Origin of the sequence: Streptomyces sp. NPDC090077, from assembly GCF_044747545.1 — a bacterium.
In the GTDB taxonomy this organism is placed as follows: domain Bacteria; phylum Actinomycetota; class Actinomycetes; order Streptomycetales; family Streptomycetaceae; genus Streptomyces.
Genome location: NZ_JBIVEG010000009.1, coordinates 188,720 through 203,858, shown reverse-complemented (window position 1 = coordinate 203,858; position 15,139 = coordinate 188,720). Strand labels below are relative to the sequence as shown.

Below are 15,139 nucleotides of genomic sequence, written 5' to 3'. Positions count from 1 at the left end.
CCAGCAGCAATCCCCGCCGAGAGGTTCATCCATGGCAGGCGAGACCGTCATCACGGTCGTCGGCAATCTCGTCGACGACCCCGAGCTGCGCTTCACCCCCTCGGGTGCGGCGGTCGCGAAGTTCCGTGTCGCGTCCACCCCCCGCACCTTCGACCGTCAGACCAACGAGTGGAAGGACGGCGAGAGCCTGTTCCTGACCTGCTCGGTGTGGCGGCAGGCGGCTGAGAACGTCGCCGAGTCCCTTCAGCGGGGCATGCGCGTCATCGTGCAGGGCCGGCTGCGGCAGCGGTCCTACGAGGACCGTGAGGGTGTCAAGCGCACGGTCTACGAGCTGGACGTCGAGGAAGTCGGCCCCAGCCTGAAGAACGCCACGGCCAAGGTCGCCAAGACCACCGGTCGCGGTGGCCAGGGTGGATACGGCGGCGGCGGTCAGCAGCAGCAGGGCGGTGGCGGCGGCTGGGGCGGAGCCCCCAGCAACGGGCCCCAGGGCGGCGGAGCTCCCTCCGACGACCCGTGGGCGTCCAGCGCGCCGGCCGGCGGCCAGCAGGGCGGCGGCGGGGGCGGCTGGGGCGGAAGCTCCGGCGGCTCCGGCGGTGGCTACTCGGACGAGCCTCCCTTCTAGGGCAGCTCCATCCAAACTTCTTGATCACACAGGAGAGACACAATGGCGAAGCCGCCTGTGCGCAAGCCTAAGAAGAAGGTCTGCGCTTTCTGCAAGGACAAGACCGCGTACGTGGACTACAAGGACACGAACATGCTGCGGAAGTTCATTTCCGACCGCGGCAAGATCCGTGCCCGCCGCGTTACCGGCAACTGCACGCAGCACCAGCGTGACGTCGCCACGGCCGTGAAGAACAGCCGTGAGATGGCGCTGCTGCCCTACACGTCCACCGCGCGATAAGGAAAGGGTGACCGACTAATGAAGATCATCCTGACCCACGAGGTCTCTGGCCTCGGCACCGCCGGCGATGTCGTCGACGTCAAGGACGGTTACGCTCGCAACTACCTGGTCCCGCGTGGTTTCGCGATCCGCTGGACCAAGGGTGGCGAGAAGGACGTGGCGCAGATCCGCCGCGCCCGCAAGATCCACGAGATCGCGACCATCGAGCAGGCCAACGAGGTCAAGGCCAAGCTCGAGGGCGTGAAGGTCCGTCTGGCCACCCGCGCGGGTGACGCCGGTCGTCTCTTCGGTTCCGTCACCCCGGCCGACATCGCTTCCGCGGTCGAGGCTTCCGGTGGCCCGAAGGTCGACAAGCGTCGCGTGGAGCTGGGCTCCCCGATCAAGACCCTCGGTTCGTACCAGGTCTCCGTGCGTCTGCACGCCGAGGTCGTCGCGAACGTGGGCATCGAGGTCGTCGCCGCCTAAGGGCAGCGCATGAAGGGCCGCACCCTCCGGGGTGCGGCCCTTCGTCGTTTCCGGACCTGCGCGGGGGATGTTTCACGTGAAACATCCCCCCGTCACCGGGTGGCTCCCGCGACCAGCCAGCGGCCGGAGCGTGCGCGGAGCTGCAGGGTGACCATCCGGACCAGCATCATCAGCGTCATGGCCCACCAGAGGGCCGTCAGCCCCCCGCCGAGGGCGGGGACCAGGAGTGCGGCCGGGGCGAACACGGCCAGGGTCAGCAGCATCGCCCACGCCAGGTAGCGTCCGTCGCCGGCGCCCATCAGGACGCCGTCCAGGACGAAGACGACCCCGCAGACCGGCTGGCCCAGGGCCACGACCAGCAGGGCGGGCAGCAGCGCGTCCTCGACCACCGGGTCGCTGGTGAACAGCGGGATGAACACGGGCCGTGCCAGGACGACCAGCAGGCCCAGGACGACGCCCGAGACCACACCCCACATCAGCATTCGCCGGCAGACGGCCTTGGCGCCGTCGGTGTCGCCGGCCCCCAGGTAGCGGCCGATGATGGCCTGGCCGGCGATGGCGATCGCGTCCAGGGCGAAGGCGAGCAGGCTCCAGAGGGACAGCAGGATCTGGTGGGCCGCGATGTCGGCGTCCCCCAGCCGGGCCGCCACGGCGGTCGCGATCATCAGGATGGCGCGCAGGGACAGGGTGCGGACCAGCAGGGGCACGCCGGCCTGGGCGCAGGCGCGGATGCCGGCCGGGTCGGGCCGCAGGGAGGCGCCGTGGCGCCGGGCACCGCGGACGACCACGAAGAGGTACGCCCCGGCCATGGCCCACTGGGCGAGGACGGTGCCCCAGGCCGATCCCGCGATGCCGAGGCCGGCGCCGTACACCAGGGCCACGTTGAGGGCGCCGTTGAGGGCGAAGCCGCCGATGGCGACGTAGAGCGGCGTACGGGTGTCCTGGAGGCCTCGGATGACGCCGGTGGCCGCCAGCACCACGAGCATGGCGGGGATGCCGAGCGCAGAGATGCGGAGATACGTCTCTGCGTACGGGGTGGCGGTCTCCGAGGCCCCGAAGAGGGAGATCAGCCCGGGTGTGGTGACCAGGACGGCGGCGAGGACCGCGGTGCCGAGCAGGAGGGCGAGCCAGATGCCGTCCATGCCCTGCCGGATGGCGGCCTGGAGGTCGCCGGCGCCCACGCGCCGGGACACGGCCGCGGTGGTGGCGTAGGCGAGGAAGACGAAGACGCTCACGGCGGTGGTCAGGAGTGCCGCGGCGACCCCGAGGCCGGCCAGCTGGGAGGTGCCGAGGTGTCCCACGATGGCGCTGTCGGCCATCACGAAGAGCGGCTCGGCCACGAGGGCGCCGAAGGCCGGCACGGCCAGCGCGAGGATCTCGCGGTCGTGCCGTCTCGCGGTCGGCTCCGCGGTGGTGGGGGCCTGTGTCATGTGCCCAATCTAATCTTCCACAGGTAATGGATGCAAGGGTATTTGGATCCTTACCAACGCTCTGACTTGGGCGTTCTTTCCGGCCCGTTGGGGACGATCTTGAGACAGTGGCCAAGAATTTTCTCCACCGCTGTCCGTGGAAGAGGAAAGTGCAGGTCAGCTAGGGTGCGCGGAGGGGGTGGGTGATTTTGTCCACAGCGTCGTCCCCCGGTCTGTACACAGCTTCGGGCGACTTACCCACAGCATTGGCTCCGTCGTCCACATCTCATCCACACAGCCTGTGGATAACAAGATTGGCTGACGTCGCCCGCGGCCCTACCGTTGTGCGTTGCCCGACGCGCCCGGAGCCGTTTCGGGTGTCCCAAATGTCAGAGCCGTGTCGTAGAAAGATTGCCACGGCGAGGTCCGCGTTGCGGACGGGAGGAGGTGGCCCGGTGAGCATGCCCGAGCCCATGGACGACCCCTGGGCCGACAGCGGTCCCAGTGACCGTCTGCCCGCCCGCTCGCGCCGCGGCGGCGAGGGCCGCGGCCGCGGGGACGACCAGCAGGACCGCGGCCGCGAGGGCGGCTCCTGGGACGGCGGCGGGGGCGGCTTCGAGCGCGTCCCGCCGCAGGACCTGGACGCCGAGCAGTCGGTGCTCGGCGGCATGCTGCTGTCCAAGGACGCCATCGCCGACGTGGTCGAGGTCATCAAGGGCCACGACTTCTACCGGCCCTCGCACGAGACGATCTACCAGGCCATCCTCGACCTGTACGCGAAGGGCGAGCCCGCCGACCCCATCACGGTCGGCGCCGAGCTCACCCGCCGCGGCGAGATCGGCAAGGTCGGCGGGGCCTCGTACCTGCACACCCTGGTGCAGTCCGTGCCGACGGCGGCGAACGCCGAGTACTACGCGGAGATCGTCCACGAGCGCGCGGTCCTGCGCCGCCTCGTCGCGGCCGGTACGAAGATCACACAGATGGGCTACGCGGCCGACGGCGACGTCGACGAGATCGTGAACAGCGCCCAGGCCGAGATCTACGCCGTCACCGAGCAGCGGACCTCCGAGGACTACCTGCCGCTGGGCGACATCATGGAGGGCGCGCTCGACGAGATCGAGGCGATCGGCTCGCGCTCCGGCCAGATGTCCGGTGTGCCGACCGGCTTCACCGACCTCGACTCCCTGACCAACGGCCTGCACCCGGGCCAGATGATCGTCATCGCCGCCCGCCCCGCCATGGGCAAGTCGACGCTCGCGCTGGACTTCGCCCGCGCCTGCTCCATCAAGAGCAACCTGCCGAGCGTCATCTTCTCCCTCGAAATGGGCCGCAACGAGATCGCCATGCGCCTGCTCTCGGCGGAGGCCCGGGTGGCGCTGCACCACATGCGCTCGGGCACCATGACGGACGACGACTGGACCCGGCTCGCCCGCCGGATGCCGGACGTCTCGGCAGCCCCGCTGTACATCGACGACTCCCCCAACCTGTCGATGATGGAGATCCGGGCCAAGTGCCGCCGCCTCAAGCAGCGCAACGACCTCTCCCTCGTCGTCATCGACTACCTCCAGCTGATGCAGTCGGGCGGTTCGCGCCGGCCCGAGAGCCGTCAGCAGGAGGTCTCGGACATGTCCCGAAACCTCAAGCTGCTGGCCAAGGAGCTCGAGGTTCCGGTGATCGCGCTCTCCCAGCTGAACCGTGGCCCCGAGCAGCGCACCGACAAGAAGCCGATGGTCTCCGACCTGCGTGAATCCGGCTCCATCGAGCAGGACGCCGACATGGTGATCCTGCTGCACCGCGAGGACGCGTACGAGAAGGAGTCGCCCCGCGCGGGCGAGGCGGACCTGATCGTCGCCAAGCACCGAAACGGTCCGACGGCCACCATCACCGTGGCCTTCCAGGGCCATTATTCGCGGTTCGTGGACATGGCCAACACGTAGCATCCGATCATGGACGCGCTCTCTGAAGACCTGGAACTGCTCCCCGCCACCCGGCGTGCCCTGCGGCACCGGGTCGCCGTCGCCCAGAGCGAAGGGCGGTCCCCCTCGCTGGTGGCCGCCGTCGTACGCGGCGGGGAGGTGGTCTGGGAGGGCTCCCGGACCTCCGTGGAGGGCCACGGACCGGACGGGAACGTGCAGTACCGGATCGGCTCGATCACCAAGACCTTCACCGCCGTCCTGGTGATGCGCCTGCGGGACGAGGGCCTGCTGGACCTTTCGGACCCGCTGGGCAAGCACCTGCCCGGGAGCGGTGCGGACGAGGTGACCATCGCCCAGCTGCTGGCCCACACCTCGGGTCTCGCGGCGGAGACCCCGGGCGAGTGGTGGGAGCGCTCGTCGGCGGCGCTGCGGCCGGAGCTCGCCGACGTGCTCGGCCAGGAGCCGTTCAAGCACGTGCCGGGGACCCGGTTCCACTACTCCAACCCCGGTTACACCCTGCTGGGTTCGCTCGTGGAGGCGCTCCGGGGGATGCCGTGGGAGGAGGTGCTCCGCGCCGAGGTGCTGGAGCCGCTCGGGCTCGGCCGTACGAGCGGTCTGCCGCAGGCTCCGCACGCGGGCGGCTGGGCGGTGCACCCGTGGGCCGACGTGATGATGCCGGAGCCGTCCGAGGACCTGGGGCTGATGGCGGCGGCCGGTCAGTTGTGGTCCACCACCGGTGACCTGGCCCGGTTCGCGCGGCTGCTGATGCGGGGCGACGACCGGGTGCTGAGCGCCGGGAGCGTACGGGAGATGCGCACCTCGATGGCACCCCCGGAGCCCGGCTCCGCGGACCTCGGGTACGGCCTGGGGCTCCAGCTGGCGGACCAGGGGGGACGCCGGCTCGCGGGGCACGGCGGTTCGCTGCCCGGCTTCGTCGCGGGCCTCTGGTTCAGTGAGGTGGACGACGTGGCGGCGGTCGTACTGGCGAACTGCACCTCGGGCCTGCCGGCCTCCACGGTGGCCGCCGACCTCGTCGCGATCGTCGCGGAGGCGGAGCCGCGCATCCCCGAGCCGTGGGCCCCGTTCCGGGCGGACGAGCAGGTGCCGCTGGAGCTGTGCGGCCCCTGGTACTGGGGTACTTCGGCGCAGGTCCTGCGGCTGTTCCGGGACGGCACGCTGGAACTGAGCCCGGTCGGCGCCACCGGTCGGCCGGCCCGCTTCCGCGCCGAAGCGGACGGCACCTGGACCGGCCTGACGGGCTATTACGCGGGCGAGACGCTGCGGGCGGTCAGGCGCGAGGACGGTTCCGTCAGCCATCTCGACCTCGGCTCCTTCGTCTTCACGCGCGAGCCCTACGACCCGGCCGCCCCGGTGCCCGGCGGGGCGGACCCGCAGGGCTGGCGCGGCATCGGCTGACAGCCCCGCGGGCCCAGGGCGGCCGGCTCCGGGCGTCGCCGGCCGCCTCAGGCGACGAGTTCGCGCTCCAGCGGGGTGCGGAAGCGGGGAGTGACGCGGGCTTCGCCCACCCAGTCGGCGAGCCGGGCGGCCTCGGCGGCGACCGCCTCCTCGGCGGCCCGGCCGGGGCTGCCCAGCAGCCGCCAGACGATCTCCCCGTCGGAGCGCTGGGCCCAGCCGCCGACGATCTCGCCGTTCCACCAGACGGTCGGCCCGATGTTGCCCGCGTAGTCGAACAGGGCGGGACGGTGGGCCGGGTCGAGGTGGAACCCCCGGTCAGCCCAGCCCATGGCGCTGGGATCGAGGCCGGGCAGCAGCGCGGCCCAGGGCTCCGGAGCCTGCTCGGGCCCGGTGTCACCGGGGTGGACGAGAGCCGTGCCGCCGTCGTCGAGGCGGACCTCCTCGGGGCCCACGGCGGCCAGGGCCTTCCGTACGTCGGTGAGGCTCCAGCCGGTCCACCACTTGAGGTCGGCCTCGGTGGCCGGGCCGTAGGCGTGCAGCCAGCGGCGGGCGAGTTCGGCGCGGGCCTCGGCGGCGGCCACGGCGGACCAGGGCCGGCTGTGCACCCACCGGAACTGGCTGGACGTCCACGTTCCGCGCGGCCGGTCCCGCCGGATGCGGCCGTCGGCGGCCAGGAGGCGGATGACGCGGGTGGCGACACCGGTCTCGGCCTCGTACTTCTTGCCCCGGCCGATGGTGATCTTCTGCCGCAGGGCGGGGACCGCCGCGGAGAGCTGGCTGCCCGTCGCGGTGCCCAGGGCGTCGAGCGCGTCGAGGGCGGCGGCCTCGGCCCGTTCCAGCCAGGCGGCGTCGAGTCCCTGGCCGTCGTCCGCGAGGTGCTTCAGGAGGGTCCGGCGTTCCTTCACCGCGATGCCCCGGGCGGTGGAGGAGTCCACGTACGGGGCGAGCTCGGCGGAGACGGCGAAGAGGGTGTTGCGCATGCTGAGCATGCGGACGACGCTGACGTCCTCGTACAGGGCCTGCTCGACCGCGGAGGGCCCGCCGCCGGCCAGCCGGGCGCGGACGGAGAGGAAGACGGTCGCGGCGTCCGTGGCGTGCAGGGCGACCACGGCGTCCGCGGCCTGGCCCGGGGTGGCGGCGCGGGCGGAGGGCGCCAGGCGGTGCCGCCGGCCCAGCCGGTGTCGGCGCTCGACGGTGGTGACGAGGGGGAGGCCGGTGCTCATCCTCCCGACCGTAGGCCGGGCCGCCGACAGCGGCCCGGCCCGTGCGGGTACCACTCAGAGCTGGAGCTTGAACCCCACGTGGGAGGCGGTGAAGCCGAGCCGCTCGTAGAACCGGTGGGCGTCGGTGCGGGTCACGTCCGAGGTGAGCTGGACCAGTTGGCAGCCCTCCTGGCGGGACCGCTCGACGGCCCATTCGACGAACCGGGTCCCGAGGCCGCTCCCGCGCTCGTCGGCATGGACCCGGACGCCTTCGATGATCGAGCGGGTGGCGCCCTTGCGGGACAGGCCCGGCACGATCGTCAGCTGGAGGGTGCCCACGACGCGCTCGCCGCGGACCGCGACGACGACGTGCTGGTGGGGGTCTTCGGTCAGCCGCTTCAGCGCGGCGGTGTACGGGGCCAGGTCGTCCGGGGACTCGCGGGTGGCGCCGAGCGGATCGTCGGCGAGCATGGCGACGATCTCGGGCAGATCGGCCTCGGTGGCCGGGCGGATGGTGAGCTCGGGGGCTTCGGTCATGCGGGGTCTCCTCGTTTCAGCCGGCGGCGACGGTGAGCGGTGCCCAGCGGCGGGACCAGTCACCCGGAAGGCCCGGGATGTCCCGGGTCATGACGGTGTTGAAGGCGACGGACTCCAGTCCGCGCTCCTTGAGCCACCCGAGGAGTTCCTCGTGGCGGACGTCGATGTCGGTGCGCAGGTCCCGTGCGGTGCCGGCGGCCAGCGCGGACACCAGGGCCTTGGCGGTGGCGGTGTCGCGGGCGATCAGGGGGCCGACGACATGGGTGTCCATGTTGGGCCAGATCGCGGCGTAGCCGATGAGGGTGCCGGAGGGGTCCTCGGCGACGAGCAGCCGGTCGGTGAAGGCCGGGAGCCGGGTGAGGAGGTGGGTCCGGTCGGTGCCGAACACCTCGGTGTCCAGCCGGACGATTCCCTGGAGGTCCTCGGCGGAGGCGGGCCGGACGCGGGCACCCGAGGGGGCAGCGGCGGGTGCGCCCGGCTCGGGGCGGAAGGCGCCCCGGAGCATCTCGGCGCGGCCCGTGGTGTCGAAGCCGAGCTCCTCGTAGAGCGGGCGGCCGTACGGGGTGGCGTGCAGGGTGAGCGGGACGCCTGCGAGCACGTCGTCGCACACGTGCCCCATGAGGCGGCGGCCCAGGCCCTTGCGAGCGTACCGGTCGGCGACGAGGACCATTCCGATGGCGGCGAGGTCGGGCTTCGCCCCAGTGTCTCCGTAGCGGGTGACGACGCAGGCGGCGGCGAGCCCCCGGCCGTCGGGCGCGTCGATGCCGTAGCCGCCGCCGGCGGCGAGGAGCAGCCCCCACTTGTGGTCCTCGCGCGGCCAGCCGCGGTCCTCGGACAGGTCGGCGCAGTGACGGAGGTCTTCCGTGGTCAGCGCGCGGATCGGCAGGTCGGTGAGCGGTGGTGGTGTCACCGGCCCAGAGTGGATCATCGGTTCGTGGCGAGTCCAGGGATTTGAGGATCCGGGCAGCGGATGTTTCACGTGAAACATCCGCTCCGTCCGACGGAGCGGATAGCCTCGGCAGCTATGACTTCGCTGCACCTGTTCGACCTCGACGGCACCCTGATGTACGGCTCGGCCGCGCCCGTGGAGATCTCCCGTCAGCTCGGTGTGGACGCGGAGATCGCCGAGCTGGAGCGGGCCTTCGGCGCGCGGGAGATCGGCCCGCACGAGTTCTCGGTCGCGGCCCGTGAGCTGTGGGCGGACCTGACGCCCGCGCAGGTCCGGGCGGCCTTCGACGGGGCGCCCTGGCTGGCGGGCATCCAGGAGGTCTGGACGGAGATCCGGGAGCGCGGCGACTACTGCGCGGTGATCTCGCTGTCCCCCTCGTTCTTCGTGGAGCTGCTGCTGGAGTGGGGGGCGCACGCCGCTCACGGCTCCGTCTTCCCGGCGGTGCCCTTCACAGGGCCCGTCGACGTGGCCGGGATCCTGACGCCGGAGCGCAAGGTGGAGGTCGCGGACTCGCTGTGCGCGCGGTTCGGGGTGGGCCGGGCGGACTGCGTCGCGTACGGGGACTCCATGACCGACGCGGTGCTCTTCGAGGCGGTCCCGCGCTCGGTCGCGGTGAACGCGCGCCCGCATCTGGCGGCCCGGGCCACCCACGTCTACCAGGGCCGGGACCTCCGGGAGGCATACCAGCTCGTGGGTCCGGCGCGCCCGGGAGTCGCGGCATCTTAAGGGGAAAAGGGGGTTCGAAGCACCGTTTCCTCCATTCCTCCGCCGCGCTCTCGGCCGGCTGGCACGCTGTGAAACCCGGAACCACGGATTCGAGGCCGTGGCGCGTGTGAGACCCGACCGAGATGCTCGAAGCGAGGCACCGCATGGACGCTCCGCCCACCAGATCGGCCAGACCGACGGGCCGGATACCCTCCGGCGGCGGCCCGATCGAGCCCTCCCCGGACGCCGTACTGATCCGCCGGACCCTCGCGGAGATCGCGCCCGTCGCGGACAGGGTGACCTCGTACTTCTACGCCCTGGTCTTCACGGGGCACCCAGAGGTCCGGGAGATGTTCCCGGCGGCCATGGACGTCCAGCGCGACCGGCTGCTGAAGGCCCTGCTGACCGCCGCCGAGCACATCGACGACCCGGCGGTGCTGACCCCCTACCTGCGCCGGCTCGGCGCCGGGCACCGCAAGTACGGCACCGTGGCGGCCCACTATCCGGCCGTCGGCGAGGCGCTGATCGGCGCACTGGCCCGGTACGCGGAGCTCACCTGGGGGCCGGAGACCGAGGCCGCGTGGGTGCGCGCGTACACCGCCATCTCCCAGACGATGATCGACGCCGCGGCGGAGGACGAGGCCAGGGCACCGGCCTGGTGGCACGCCGAGGTGGTCTCGCACGACCTGCGCACCTCGGACATCGCCGTGCTGACGGTCCGCCCCGACCAGCCGTACCCGTTCCTCGCAGGCCAGTACACGACCCTGGAGACCCCCTGGTGGCCGCGGGTCTGGCGGCACTACTCCTTCGCCTCGGCGCCCCGCGCGGACGGTCTGCTGTCCTTCCACGTCAAGGCCGTCCCGGCGGGCTGGGTCTCCAACGCCCTGGTGCGGCACGCCCGGCCGGGCGACGTACTGCGGCTGGGACCGCCGGCCGGATCCATGGTCGTGGACCACACCACCGACAACGGGATGCTGTGCCTGGGCGGCGGTACCGGCATCGCGCCCATCAAGGCGCTGATCGAGGACGTGGCCGAACACGGCGAGCGGCGGCCGGTGGAGGTCTTCTTCGGCGCGCGCAGCGACCACGACCTGTACGACAAGGACACCCTGCTCGGATTGCAGCGCTCCCACCCGTGGCTGTCGGTCCGCCCGGTGATCGGTGAGGGGATGGCCGGGCAGCTGCCGCAGGCCGTCGGCGAGCACGGCCCCTGGAGCTCGTACGACGCCTTCATCTCAGGACCTCCGGCGATGATCCGCAGCGGTGTGGACGCTCTGAAGCGGATCGGGATCCCCGGGGAGCGCATCCGCTACGACGCCCTGGAGGAGCTGGCGGGCGTGGCCGGCTGAAACGGTCCGGCCCGCCGCCCTCCCGGGGTCGTCAGCCGAGGTCGGGGGCGTGCATGGCGCGCACCCCCTCGATGTTTCCGTCGAGGTAGTGGCGCAGCGAGAGCGGGACCAGGTGGACGGCGGCGATGCCCACCCGGCTGAAGGGCACGCGGACGATCTCGTACTCGCCCTGGGGTTCGTCGACCTCGGGGCCGTGGCGCAGGTCCGGGTCCATGGACGCGAGCCGGCAGACGAAGAAGTGCTGCACCTTCACCCCGGTCACTCCCCCGGAGGCGATGTGCTCGATGGTGTCGACGAAGCAGGGCACCACATCGGTGATCTTGGCGCCGAGCTCTTCGTGGACCTCGCGGTGGAGGGCCTCGACGACGGTGCTGTCCGAGGCTTCCACACCGCCGCCGGGGGTGAGCCAGTACGGGTCGACGCCGGGCTTGGTGCGCTTGATGAGGATCAGGTCGTCACCGTCGAGCAGGATCGCGCGGGCGGTGCGTTTGACCACGGGACGTTCGGTCATGGGAGAAGAGTGGCCCACGCCCGCCCTTCCGAAACGCGCCGTCGTCCGAAACCCGAGGGGCTCACCAGCGCACGGCGGCGCGCAGCAGGCGGTCGTGGGCCCGGGCGAGGTGGGCGAGGGCCAGGCTGCCCGCTCGTACGACGAGGAACCAGGTGCGCAGTGGGGGCACGGCGGGTTCCAGCAGGGCGACGATCTCACCGCGGTCGAGGGCGTCCTGGCACAGGTAGCGGGGCAGGACGGCCAGTCCGGAGCCGGCCCGTACGCATTCCAGCACCGCCCGCAGGTCGGGCGCCACGACGGTGGCGGCGCAGTCGGGCGCGGAGTCGAAGACGGCGGCCCAGTAGCGGGTGACCAGGGGCAGGCTCTCGTGGACCTCGACGACCGGGATCCCGTCGAGTGCCGCGGGGCCCGAGGCGCCCAGTGCGGCGGGGTCGGCCAGGGCGGCCCAGTAGGGAGCGGCGACCAGGACCTGCTCCTCGTCGCAGAGGACGGTCGTGGTGAAGGGGCCGCCGCGCGGCCGGCCGGTGGTGACGACCAGATCGTGCTGTCCGGCGGCCAGGCCGGCGAGGTTCTCCTCGGTGCCGGGCACGAGGGCGCTCCGCAGGGTCTGGCCCTGGCCGACCAGGGGAGCGAGGGCGGGCAGCACGCGCAGGCAGAGGAACTCCGGCGGCCCGGCGAGGTGCAGGGTCCGCAGGGCTCCGGCGGCCTCCCGTTCGGTCTCGGCGATCCGGAGCAGCGCGTCGAGGTGCGGGGCCGCCTTGTGGGCCAGTTCGTCGCCGACGGCCGTGGGGGTGACGCCCCGGGCGCGCCGGTGGAACAGGGGCCGGCCGAGCTGTCGTTCGAGGGTGCGGATCTGCGAGGTGACGGCGGGCTGGGACAGCCCGAGGTGCGCGGCGGCCCGGGTGAACGAGCCGGCCCGGTGCACGGCGACGAAGGTGCGCAGCAGGGCCAGGTCCATGGCGGCCCCTCTCGGTGGGGGCCTTCAACTATAAATATGGCGATAGGCACCTGTCGTTACCGTGATTGGACTCTGACGCTGAGTCAACTAGCCTTGTCCGCGTGGTTCTTCTCTCGGGGAACCCGGGGCGGTCCGAGCCACCAGGGGGGAGGCTCGGACCGCCCCGATGCGCGCGGCCGGTCAGGCTCCGGAGGCCGCGGTGTCGAGGGCCCGGAGCACGTCGGCGACCAGGTCCTCGGTGTCCTCGGCCCCGGCGGAGAAGCGGATGAACCCCTCCGGCACGTCGTCGCCGCCCCAGCGGCCGCGCCGCTCCGCGGTGGAGCGGACTCCGCCGAAGCTGGTGGCGTCCTCGACCAGGTGCAGAGCGGCCATGAAGCGTTCCGCGTGCGCACGGTCCGGCAGGGTGAAGGAGACCACCGATCCGAAGCCGCTCATCTGCCGGACGGCGGTCTTGTGGGAGGGGTCGGCGGGGAGTCCCGGGTAGCGCACCCCGGTGACCTCGGGCCGGTCGGCCAGCGCCTCGGCCACCGCCAGGGCGTTGCCCCACTGGCGGCCGGTCCGCAACTGGAGGGTGGCCAGGGAGCGGTGGGCCAGCCAGGCCTCCATGGGCCCCGGGATCGCCCCGACGATCTTGCGCCAGCGGCGGACGGACGCGGCCAGGTCCGGGTCGCGGCAGACGACGTAGCCGAGCAGCAGGTCCCCGTGGCCGGTGAGCCCCTTGGTGCCGCTGGCGACGGAGAAGTCCGCGCCCAGTTCCAGGGGACGTTGTCCGAGCGGGGTGGCGAGGGTGTTGTCGACGGCGACGAGGGCTCCCGCCGCGTGCGCGGCCGCCACGAGGCGGCGGACGTCGCAGACGTCGAGGCCCGGGTTGGACGGGGTCTCGATCCACAGCAGCCGGGCCCCCTCGAGTGCGGCGAGCTGGGCGTCCCCGCCGGTCGGCGCGGTGCGCACGTGCACTCCGTACGCCTCGAGCTGCTCGCGGACCAACGGCAGTGCCTGGTAGCCGTCGGAGGGCAGCACGACGGTGTCGCCGGCGCGGGCCTGGGAGAGCAGGACGGCGGAGACGGCGGCCATGCCGGAGGCGAAGACGACGGTCTCCGCCCCCTCCGCACCGGGTGCTTCCAGTTCCCCGACGGCCCGTTCCAGCAGGGTCCAGGTGGGGTTGGTGTCGCGGCCGTAGGTGTACGGGCCCGAGACCTCGCCGGGGAGGTGGAAGTGGGCGGCGAAGACCGGACCGGGCAGCGGTGGTTCGTTCTTGGCGGGCTCGGGCAGCCCGGCGCGCACGGCCCGGGTGCCGTCGCCGTACCGGTCTGCCGTGGCCGGGGTCCCGGCAGGCCCGCCGGGGGTGTGCTCGTTCACGGGGTGTCCTCCTTCACGGCGGTGCGTACGGCCTCCAGCAGGCCGGTGCTCGCGGCCTCGACCAGGGCCAGGCACTCCTCGAATCCGTCGAACGGGCCGTAGTACGGATCGGGCACGTCCGCCCCGCCCGCTACGCCGGCCCGTGCGGCCGGGGCCACCGGGTCGTACGAGCGCAGCAGCCGGACCTTGGCGGCGGCCTCCGGGGTGGGCGCGAGCGCGCGCAGGTCCCGCAGGTGGCCGGCGTCCAGGGCGATGACGAGGTCGAGGCGGTCGAACCACGCGGCCCGGAACTGCCGGGCCCGGTGGTCCTGCTCGTACCCGGCGGCCTCCAGGACGGCCACGGTGCGCGGATCGGCGCCGTCGCCCTCGTGCCAGCCGCCGGTGCCGGCGCTGTCCACTTCGACCAGCGCGTCGAGCCCGGCCTCGACGACGCGGGCGCGGAAGACCGACTCGGCCATGGGGGAGCGGCATATGTTGCCGGTGCAGACGAAGCACACGCGGTACATGGGCGGTCCGCTCAGTTCTTGTCGGGCAGGGCCAGGTTCACGGCCCAGGAGACGATGGAGATGATCAGGCCGCCGAGGACCGCGGTCCAGAAGCCGTCCACATGGAAGCTGAGGTCGAACTTCCCGGCGAGCCAGGAGGTCAGCATCAGCATCAGGGCGTTCACGACGAGGGTGAACAGGCCCAGGGTGAGGACGAAGAGCGGGAACGAGAGCAGCTTCACCACGGGCTTGACGATGAGGTTGACCAGTCCGAAGACCAGTGCGACCAGGATCAGGGTCAGCGCGCGGCTTCCCGTGCTGCTGCCGTCGTCGAGCGTGATGCCGGAGACCAGCCAGACGGCGACGGCCAGGGCCGCCGCGTTGGCGAGCGTCTTGACTACGAAATTCGTCATGTGTCTGATCGTGGCAGAGAAGATCCGGGCCGGGCATCGGCAGATCAGCGGATCCCGGGGCACCGCCGGGGAAGAGCAAGGGGCACAGCGAAGATGAAGGCCTTCCGGCTGGACGAGCTCGAAGCGGAGCGCGCCGCCAACAACGGCGCCTACCTGCAGTTCCTGCGGGAGCGCAACATGTCGGTCGGGCTGTATGCCCTCGATGCCGGGGAGAGCGACCCGCAGCAGCCGCACCTCCAGGACGAGGTGTACTTCGTGGTGAGCGGGCGGGCCTCCATCACGGTCGGCGAGGAGACGACGGTGGTGGCCAACGGCAGCGTCGTCTACGTACCGGCGGGGGTGCCGCACAAGTTCCACCACATCACCGAGCCCTTGAAGGTGATGGTGGTCTTCTCCCCGCCGGAGGGCTGAGCACGGCCGGAGGGCTGAGCACGGCCGCAGCTCTGAGGGTCGGGCCCCTGATCCCCCTAGGGGGCGGGTCAGGGGGTTCCGGGGGCTCACGGACCCCTGCGCGGGGCCCGCGCCTCCTAGCATCGAGAGCGAGGAAAGAAACGGACCCGAGGA

17 protein-coding genes are annotated in these 15,139 nt (G+C 72.2%); 8 read left to right on the top strand and 9 right to left on the bottom strand.

The genetic code is table 11. The features are described 5' to 3' along the window. Positions 1 to 31 precede the first annotated feature (31 nt). From ACIPW5_RS17950 to rplI, 3 genes are read left to right on the top strand one after another with little or no spacing between them, the layout of a single operon-like run. Positions 32 to 622 carry a single-stranded DNA-binding protein gene (locus tag ACIPW5_RS17950; RefSeq protein ID WP_125813384.1) on the top strand — a complete coding sequence of 197 codons (591 nt, stop codon included), beginning with the start codon at positions 32 to 34 and terminating at the stop codon, positions 620 to 622. Between the two features lie 42 nt (positions 623 to 664). Beyond that, a complete protein-coding gene (rpsR, locus tag ACIPW5_RS17945; protein WP_005315025.1) occupies positions 665 to 901 on the top strand; it encodes a 30S ribosomal protein S18 in 237 nt (78 codons plus the stop codon). 18 nt (positions 902 to 919) lie between these two features. Continuing rightward, complete coding sequence (rplI, locus tag ACIPW5_RS17940) at positions 920 to 1,366, top strand: 50S ribosomal protein L9 (RefSeq protein ID WP_125594108.1); 447 nt, start codon at positions 920 to 922, stop codon at positions 1,364 to 1,366. Positions 1,367 to 1,458: 92 nt separating this feature from the next. On the opposite strand, the gene ACIPW5_RS17935 is transcribed toward rplI, so the two are convergent. Continuing rightward, positions 1,459 to 2,796 carry an MATE family efflux transporter gene (locus ACIPW5_RS17935; protein WP_401245674.1) on the bottom strand — a complete coding sequence of 446 codons (1,338 nt, stop codon included), beginning with the start codon at positions 2,794 to 2,796 and terminating at the stop codon, positions 1,459 to 1,461. A 452-nt stretch (positions 2,797 to 3,248) separates the two neighbouring features. Here ACIPW5_RS17935 and dnaB point away from each other — a divergent pair, with 452 nt between their 5' ends. Beyond that, positions 3,249 to 4,712, top strand: a complete 1,464-nt coding sequence (gene dnaB / locus ACIPW5_RS17930; protein WP_401245817.1) for a replicative DNA helicase — start codon at positions 3,249 to 3,251, stop codon at positions 4,710 to 4,712. A gap of 9 nt (positions 4,713 to 4,721) precedes the next feature. Beyond that, a complete protein-coding gene (locus ACIPW5_RS17925) occupies positions 4,722 to 6,107 on the top strand; it encodes a serine hydrolase domain-containing protein (protein ID WP_401245672.1) in 1,386 nt (461 codons plus the stop codon). Between the two features lie 47 nt (positions 6,108 to 6,154). Here the strand turns inward: ACIPW5_RS17925 and ACIPW5_RS17920 are convergent, their stop codons facing one another. Genes ACIPW5_RS17920 through ACIPW5_RS17910 form a run of 3 tightly spaced genes read right to left on the bottom strand, consistent with a single transcriptional unit; the run spans position 6,155 to position 8,756 of the window. Beyond that, positions 6,155 to 7,330, bottom strand: coding sequence for a winged helix DNA-binding domain-containing protein (locus ACIPW5_RS17920; RefSeq protein WP_401245670.1), 1,176 nt, complete (start codon positions 7,328 to 7,330; stop codon positions 6,155 to 6,157). Positions 7,331 to 7,384: 54 nt separating this feature from the next. After that, on the bottom strand, positions 7,385 to 7,846 hold the full coding sequence (locus tag ACIPW5_RS17915; protein WP_401245668.1) for a GNAT family N-acetyltransferase: 462 nt from the start codon (positions 7,844 to 7,846) through the stop codon (positions 7,385 to 7,387). Positions 7,847 to 7,862: 16 nt separating this feature from the next. Next, positions 7,863 to 8,756 (bottom strand): GNAT family N-acetyltransferase, encoded by an 894-nt coding sequence (locus ACIPW5_RS17910; RefSeq protein ID WP_401245666.1) that lies wholly within the window; start codon positions 8,754 to 8,756, stop codon positions 7,863 to 7,865. A 114-nt stretch (positions 8,757 to 8,870) separates the two neighbouring features. Between ACIPW5_RS17910 and ACIPW5_RS17905 the strand changes: the two genes are divergently transcribed. Next, the gene (locus ACIPW5_RS17905; RefSeq protein WP_401245664.1) at positions 8,871 to 9,521 is read left to right on the top strand and encodes an HAD family hydrolase; all 651 of its coding nucleotides are present in this window, start codon (positions 8,871 to 8,873) and stop codon (positions 9,519 to 9,521) included. A gap of 143 nt (positions 9,522 to 9,664) precedes the next feature. Further along, positions 9,665 to 10,849, top strand: coding sequence for a globin domain-containing protein (locus ACIPW5_RS17900; protein ID WP_401245662.1), 1,185 nt, complete (start codon positions 9,665 to 9,667; stop codon positions 10,847 to 10,849). Between the two features lie 31 nt (positions 10,850 to 10,880). On the opposite strand, the gene ACIPW5_RS17895 is transcribed toward ACIPW5_RS17900, so the two are convergent. From ACIPW5_RS17895 to ACIPW5_RS17875, 5 genes are all read right to left on the bottom strand, one after another. Continuing rightward, positions 10,881 to 11,360, bottom strand: coding sequence for an NUDIX domain-containing protein (locus tag ACIPW5_RS17895; protein WP_401245660.1), 480 nt, complete (start codon positions 11,358 to 11,360; stop codon positions 10,881 to 10,883). Between the two features lie 61 nt (positions 11,361 to 11,421). Continuing rightward, positions 11,422 to 12,318 (bottom strand): LysR family transcriptional regulator, encoded by an 897-nt coding sequence (locus ACIPW5_RS17890; RefSeq protein ID WP_401245658.1) that lies wholly within the window; start codon positions 12,316 to 12,318, stop codon positions 11,422 to 11,424. Positions 12,319 to 12,498: 180 nt separating this feature from the next. Then, on the bottom strand, positions 12,499 to 13,677 hold the full coding sequence (locus ACIPW5_RS17885; RefSeq protein WP_401245657.1) for a cystathionine gamma-lyase: 1,179 nt from the start codon (positions 13,675 to 13,677) through the stop codon (positions 12,499 to 12,501). Beyond that, positions 13,674 to 14,183, bottom strand: coding sequence for a low molecular weight protein-tyrosine-phosphatase (locus ACIPW5_RS17880; RefSeq protein WP_401245655.1), 510 nt, complete (start codon positions 14,181 to 14,183; stop codon positions 13,674 to 13,676). The genes ACIPW5_RS17885 and ACIPW5_RS17880 overlap by 4 nt, the downstream gene beginning before the upstream one ends. A gap of 11 nt (positions 14,184 to 14,194) precedes the next feature. Beyond that, on the bottom strand, positions 14,195 to 14,575 hold the full coding sequence (locus ACIPW5_RS17875; RefSeq protein WP_401245653.1) for a phage holin family protein: 381 nt from the start codon (positions 14,573 to 14,575) through the stop codon (positions 14,195 to 14,197). A 93-nt stretch (positions 14,576 to 14,668) separates the two neighbouring features. Here ACIPW5_RS17875 and ACIPW5_RS17870 point away from each other — a divergent pair, with 93 nt between their 5' ends. Then, positions 14,669 to 14,986 (top strand): cupin domain-containing protein, encoded by a 318-nt coding sequence (locus ACIPW5_RS17870; RefSeq protein ID WP_401245651.1) that lies wholly within the window; start codon positions 14,669 to 14,671, stop codon positions 14,984 to 14,986. The last annotated feature ends 153 nt before the right edge of the window (positions 14,987 to 15,139 follow it).

Bases quoted from the DNA above. Each gene is read 5' to 3' on its own strand.
- ACIPW5_RS17920 (WP_401245670.1), bottom strand. From the start codon at position 7,330: ATGAGCACCGGCCTCCCCCTCGTCACCACCGTCGAGCGCCGACACCGG.
- ACIPW5_RS17925 (WP_401245672.1), top strand. From the start codon at position 4,722: ATGGACGCGCTCTCTGAAGACCTGGAACTGCTCCCCGCCACCCGGCGT.
- dnaB (WP_401245817.1), top strand. From the start codon at position 3,249: ATGGACGACCCCTGGGCCGACAGCGGTCCCAGTGACCGTCTGCCCGCC.
- ACIPW5_RS17895 (WP_401245660.1), bottom strand. From the start codon at position 11,360: ATGACCGAACGTCCCGTGGTCAAACGCACCGCCCGCGCGATCCTGCTC.
- ACIPW5_RS17875 (WP_401245653.1), bottom strand. From the start codon at position 14,575: ATGACGAATTTCGTAGTCAAGACGCTCGCCAACGCGGCGGCCCTGGCC.
- ACIPW5_RS17935 (WP_401245674.1), bottom strand. From the start codon at position 2,796: ATGACACAGGCCCCCACCACCGCGGAGCCGACCGCGAGACGGCACGAC.
- ACIPW5_RS17890 (WP_401245658.1), bottom strand. From the start codon at position 12,318: ATGGACCTGGCCCTGCTGCGCACCTTCGTCGCCGTGCACCGGGCCGGC.
- rplI (WP_125594108.1), top strand. From the start codon at position 920: ATGAAGATCATCCTGACCCACGAGGTCTCTGGCCTCGGCACCGCCGGC.
- ACIPW5_RS17905 (WP_401245664.1), top strand. From the start codon at position 8,871: ATGACTTCGCTGCACCTGTTCGACCTCGACGGCACCCTGATGTACGGC.
- ACIPW5_RS17915 (WP_401245668.1), bottom strand. From the start codon at position 7,846: ATGACCGAAGCCCCCGAGCTCACCATCCGCCCGGCCACCGAGGCCGAT.
- ACIPW5_RS17900 (WP_401245662.1), top strand. From the start codon at position 9,665: ATGGACGCTCCGCCCACCAGATCGGCCAGACCGACGGGCCGGATACCC.
- ACIPW5_RS17950 (WP_125813384.1), top strand. From the start codon at position 32: ATGGCAGGCGAGACCGTCATCACGGTCGTCGGCAATCTCGTCGACGAC.
- ACIPW5_RS17870 (WP_401245651.1), top strand. From the start codon at position 14,669: ATGAAGGCCTTCCGGCTGGACGAGCTCGAAGCGGAGCGCGCCGCCAAC.
- ACIPW5_RS17880 (WP_401245655.1), bottom strand. From the start codon at position 14,183: ATGTACCGCGTGTGCTTCGTCTGCACCGGCAACATATGCCGCTCCCCC.
- rpsR (WP_005315025.1), top strand. From the start codon at position 665: ATGGCGAAGCCGCCTGTGCGCAAGCCTAAGAAGAAGGTCTGCGCTTTC.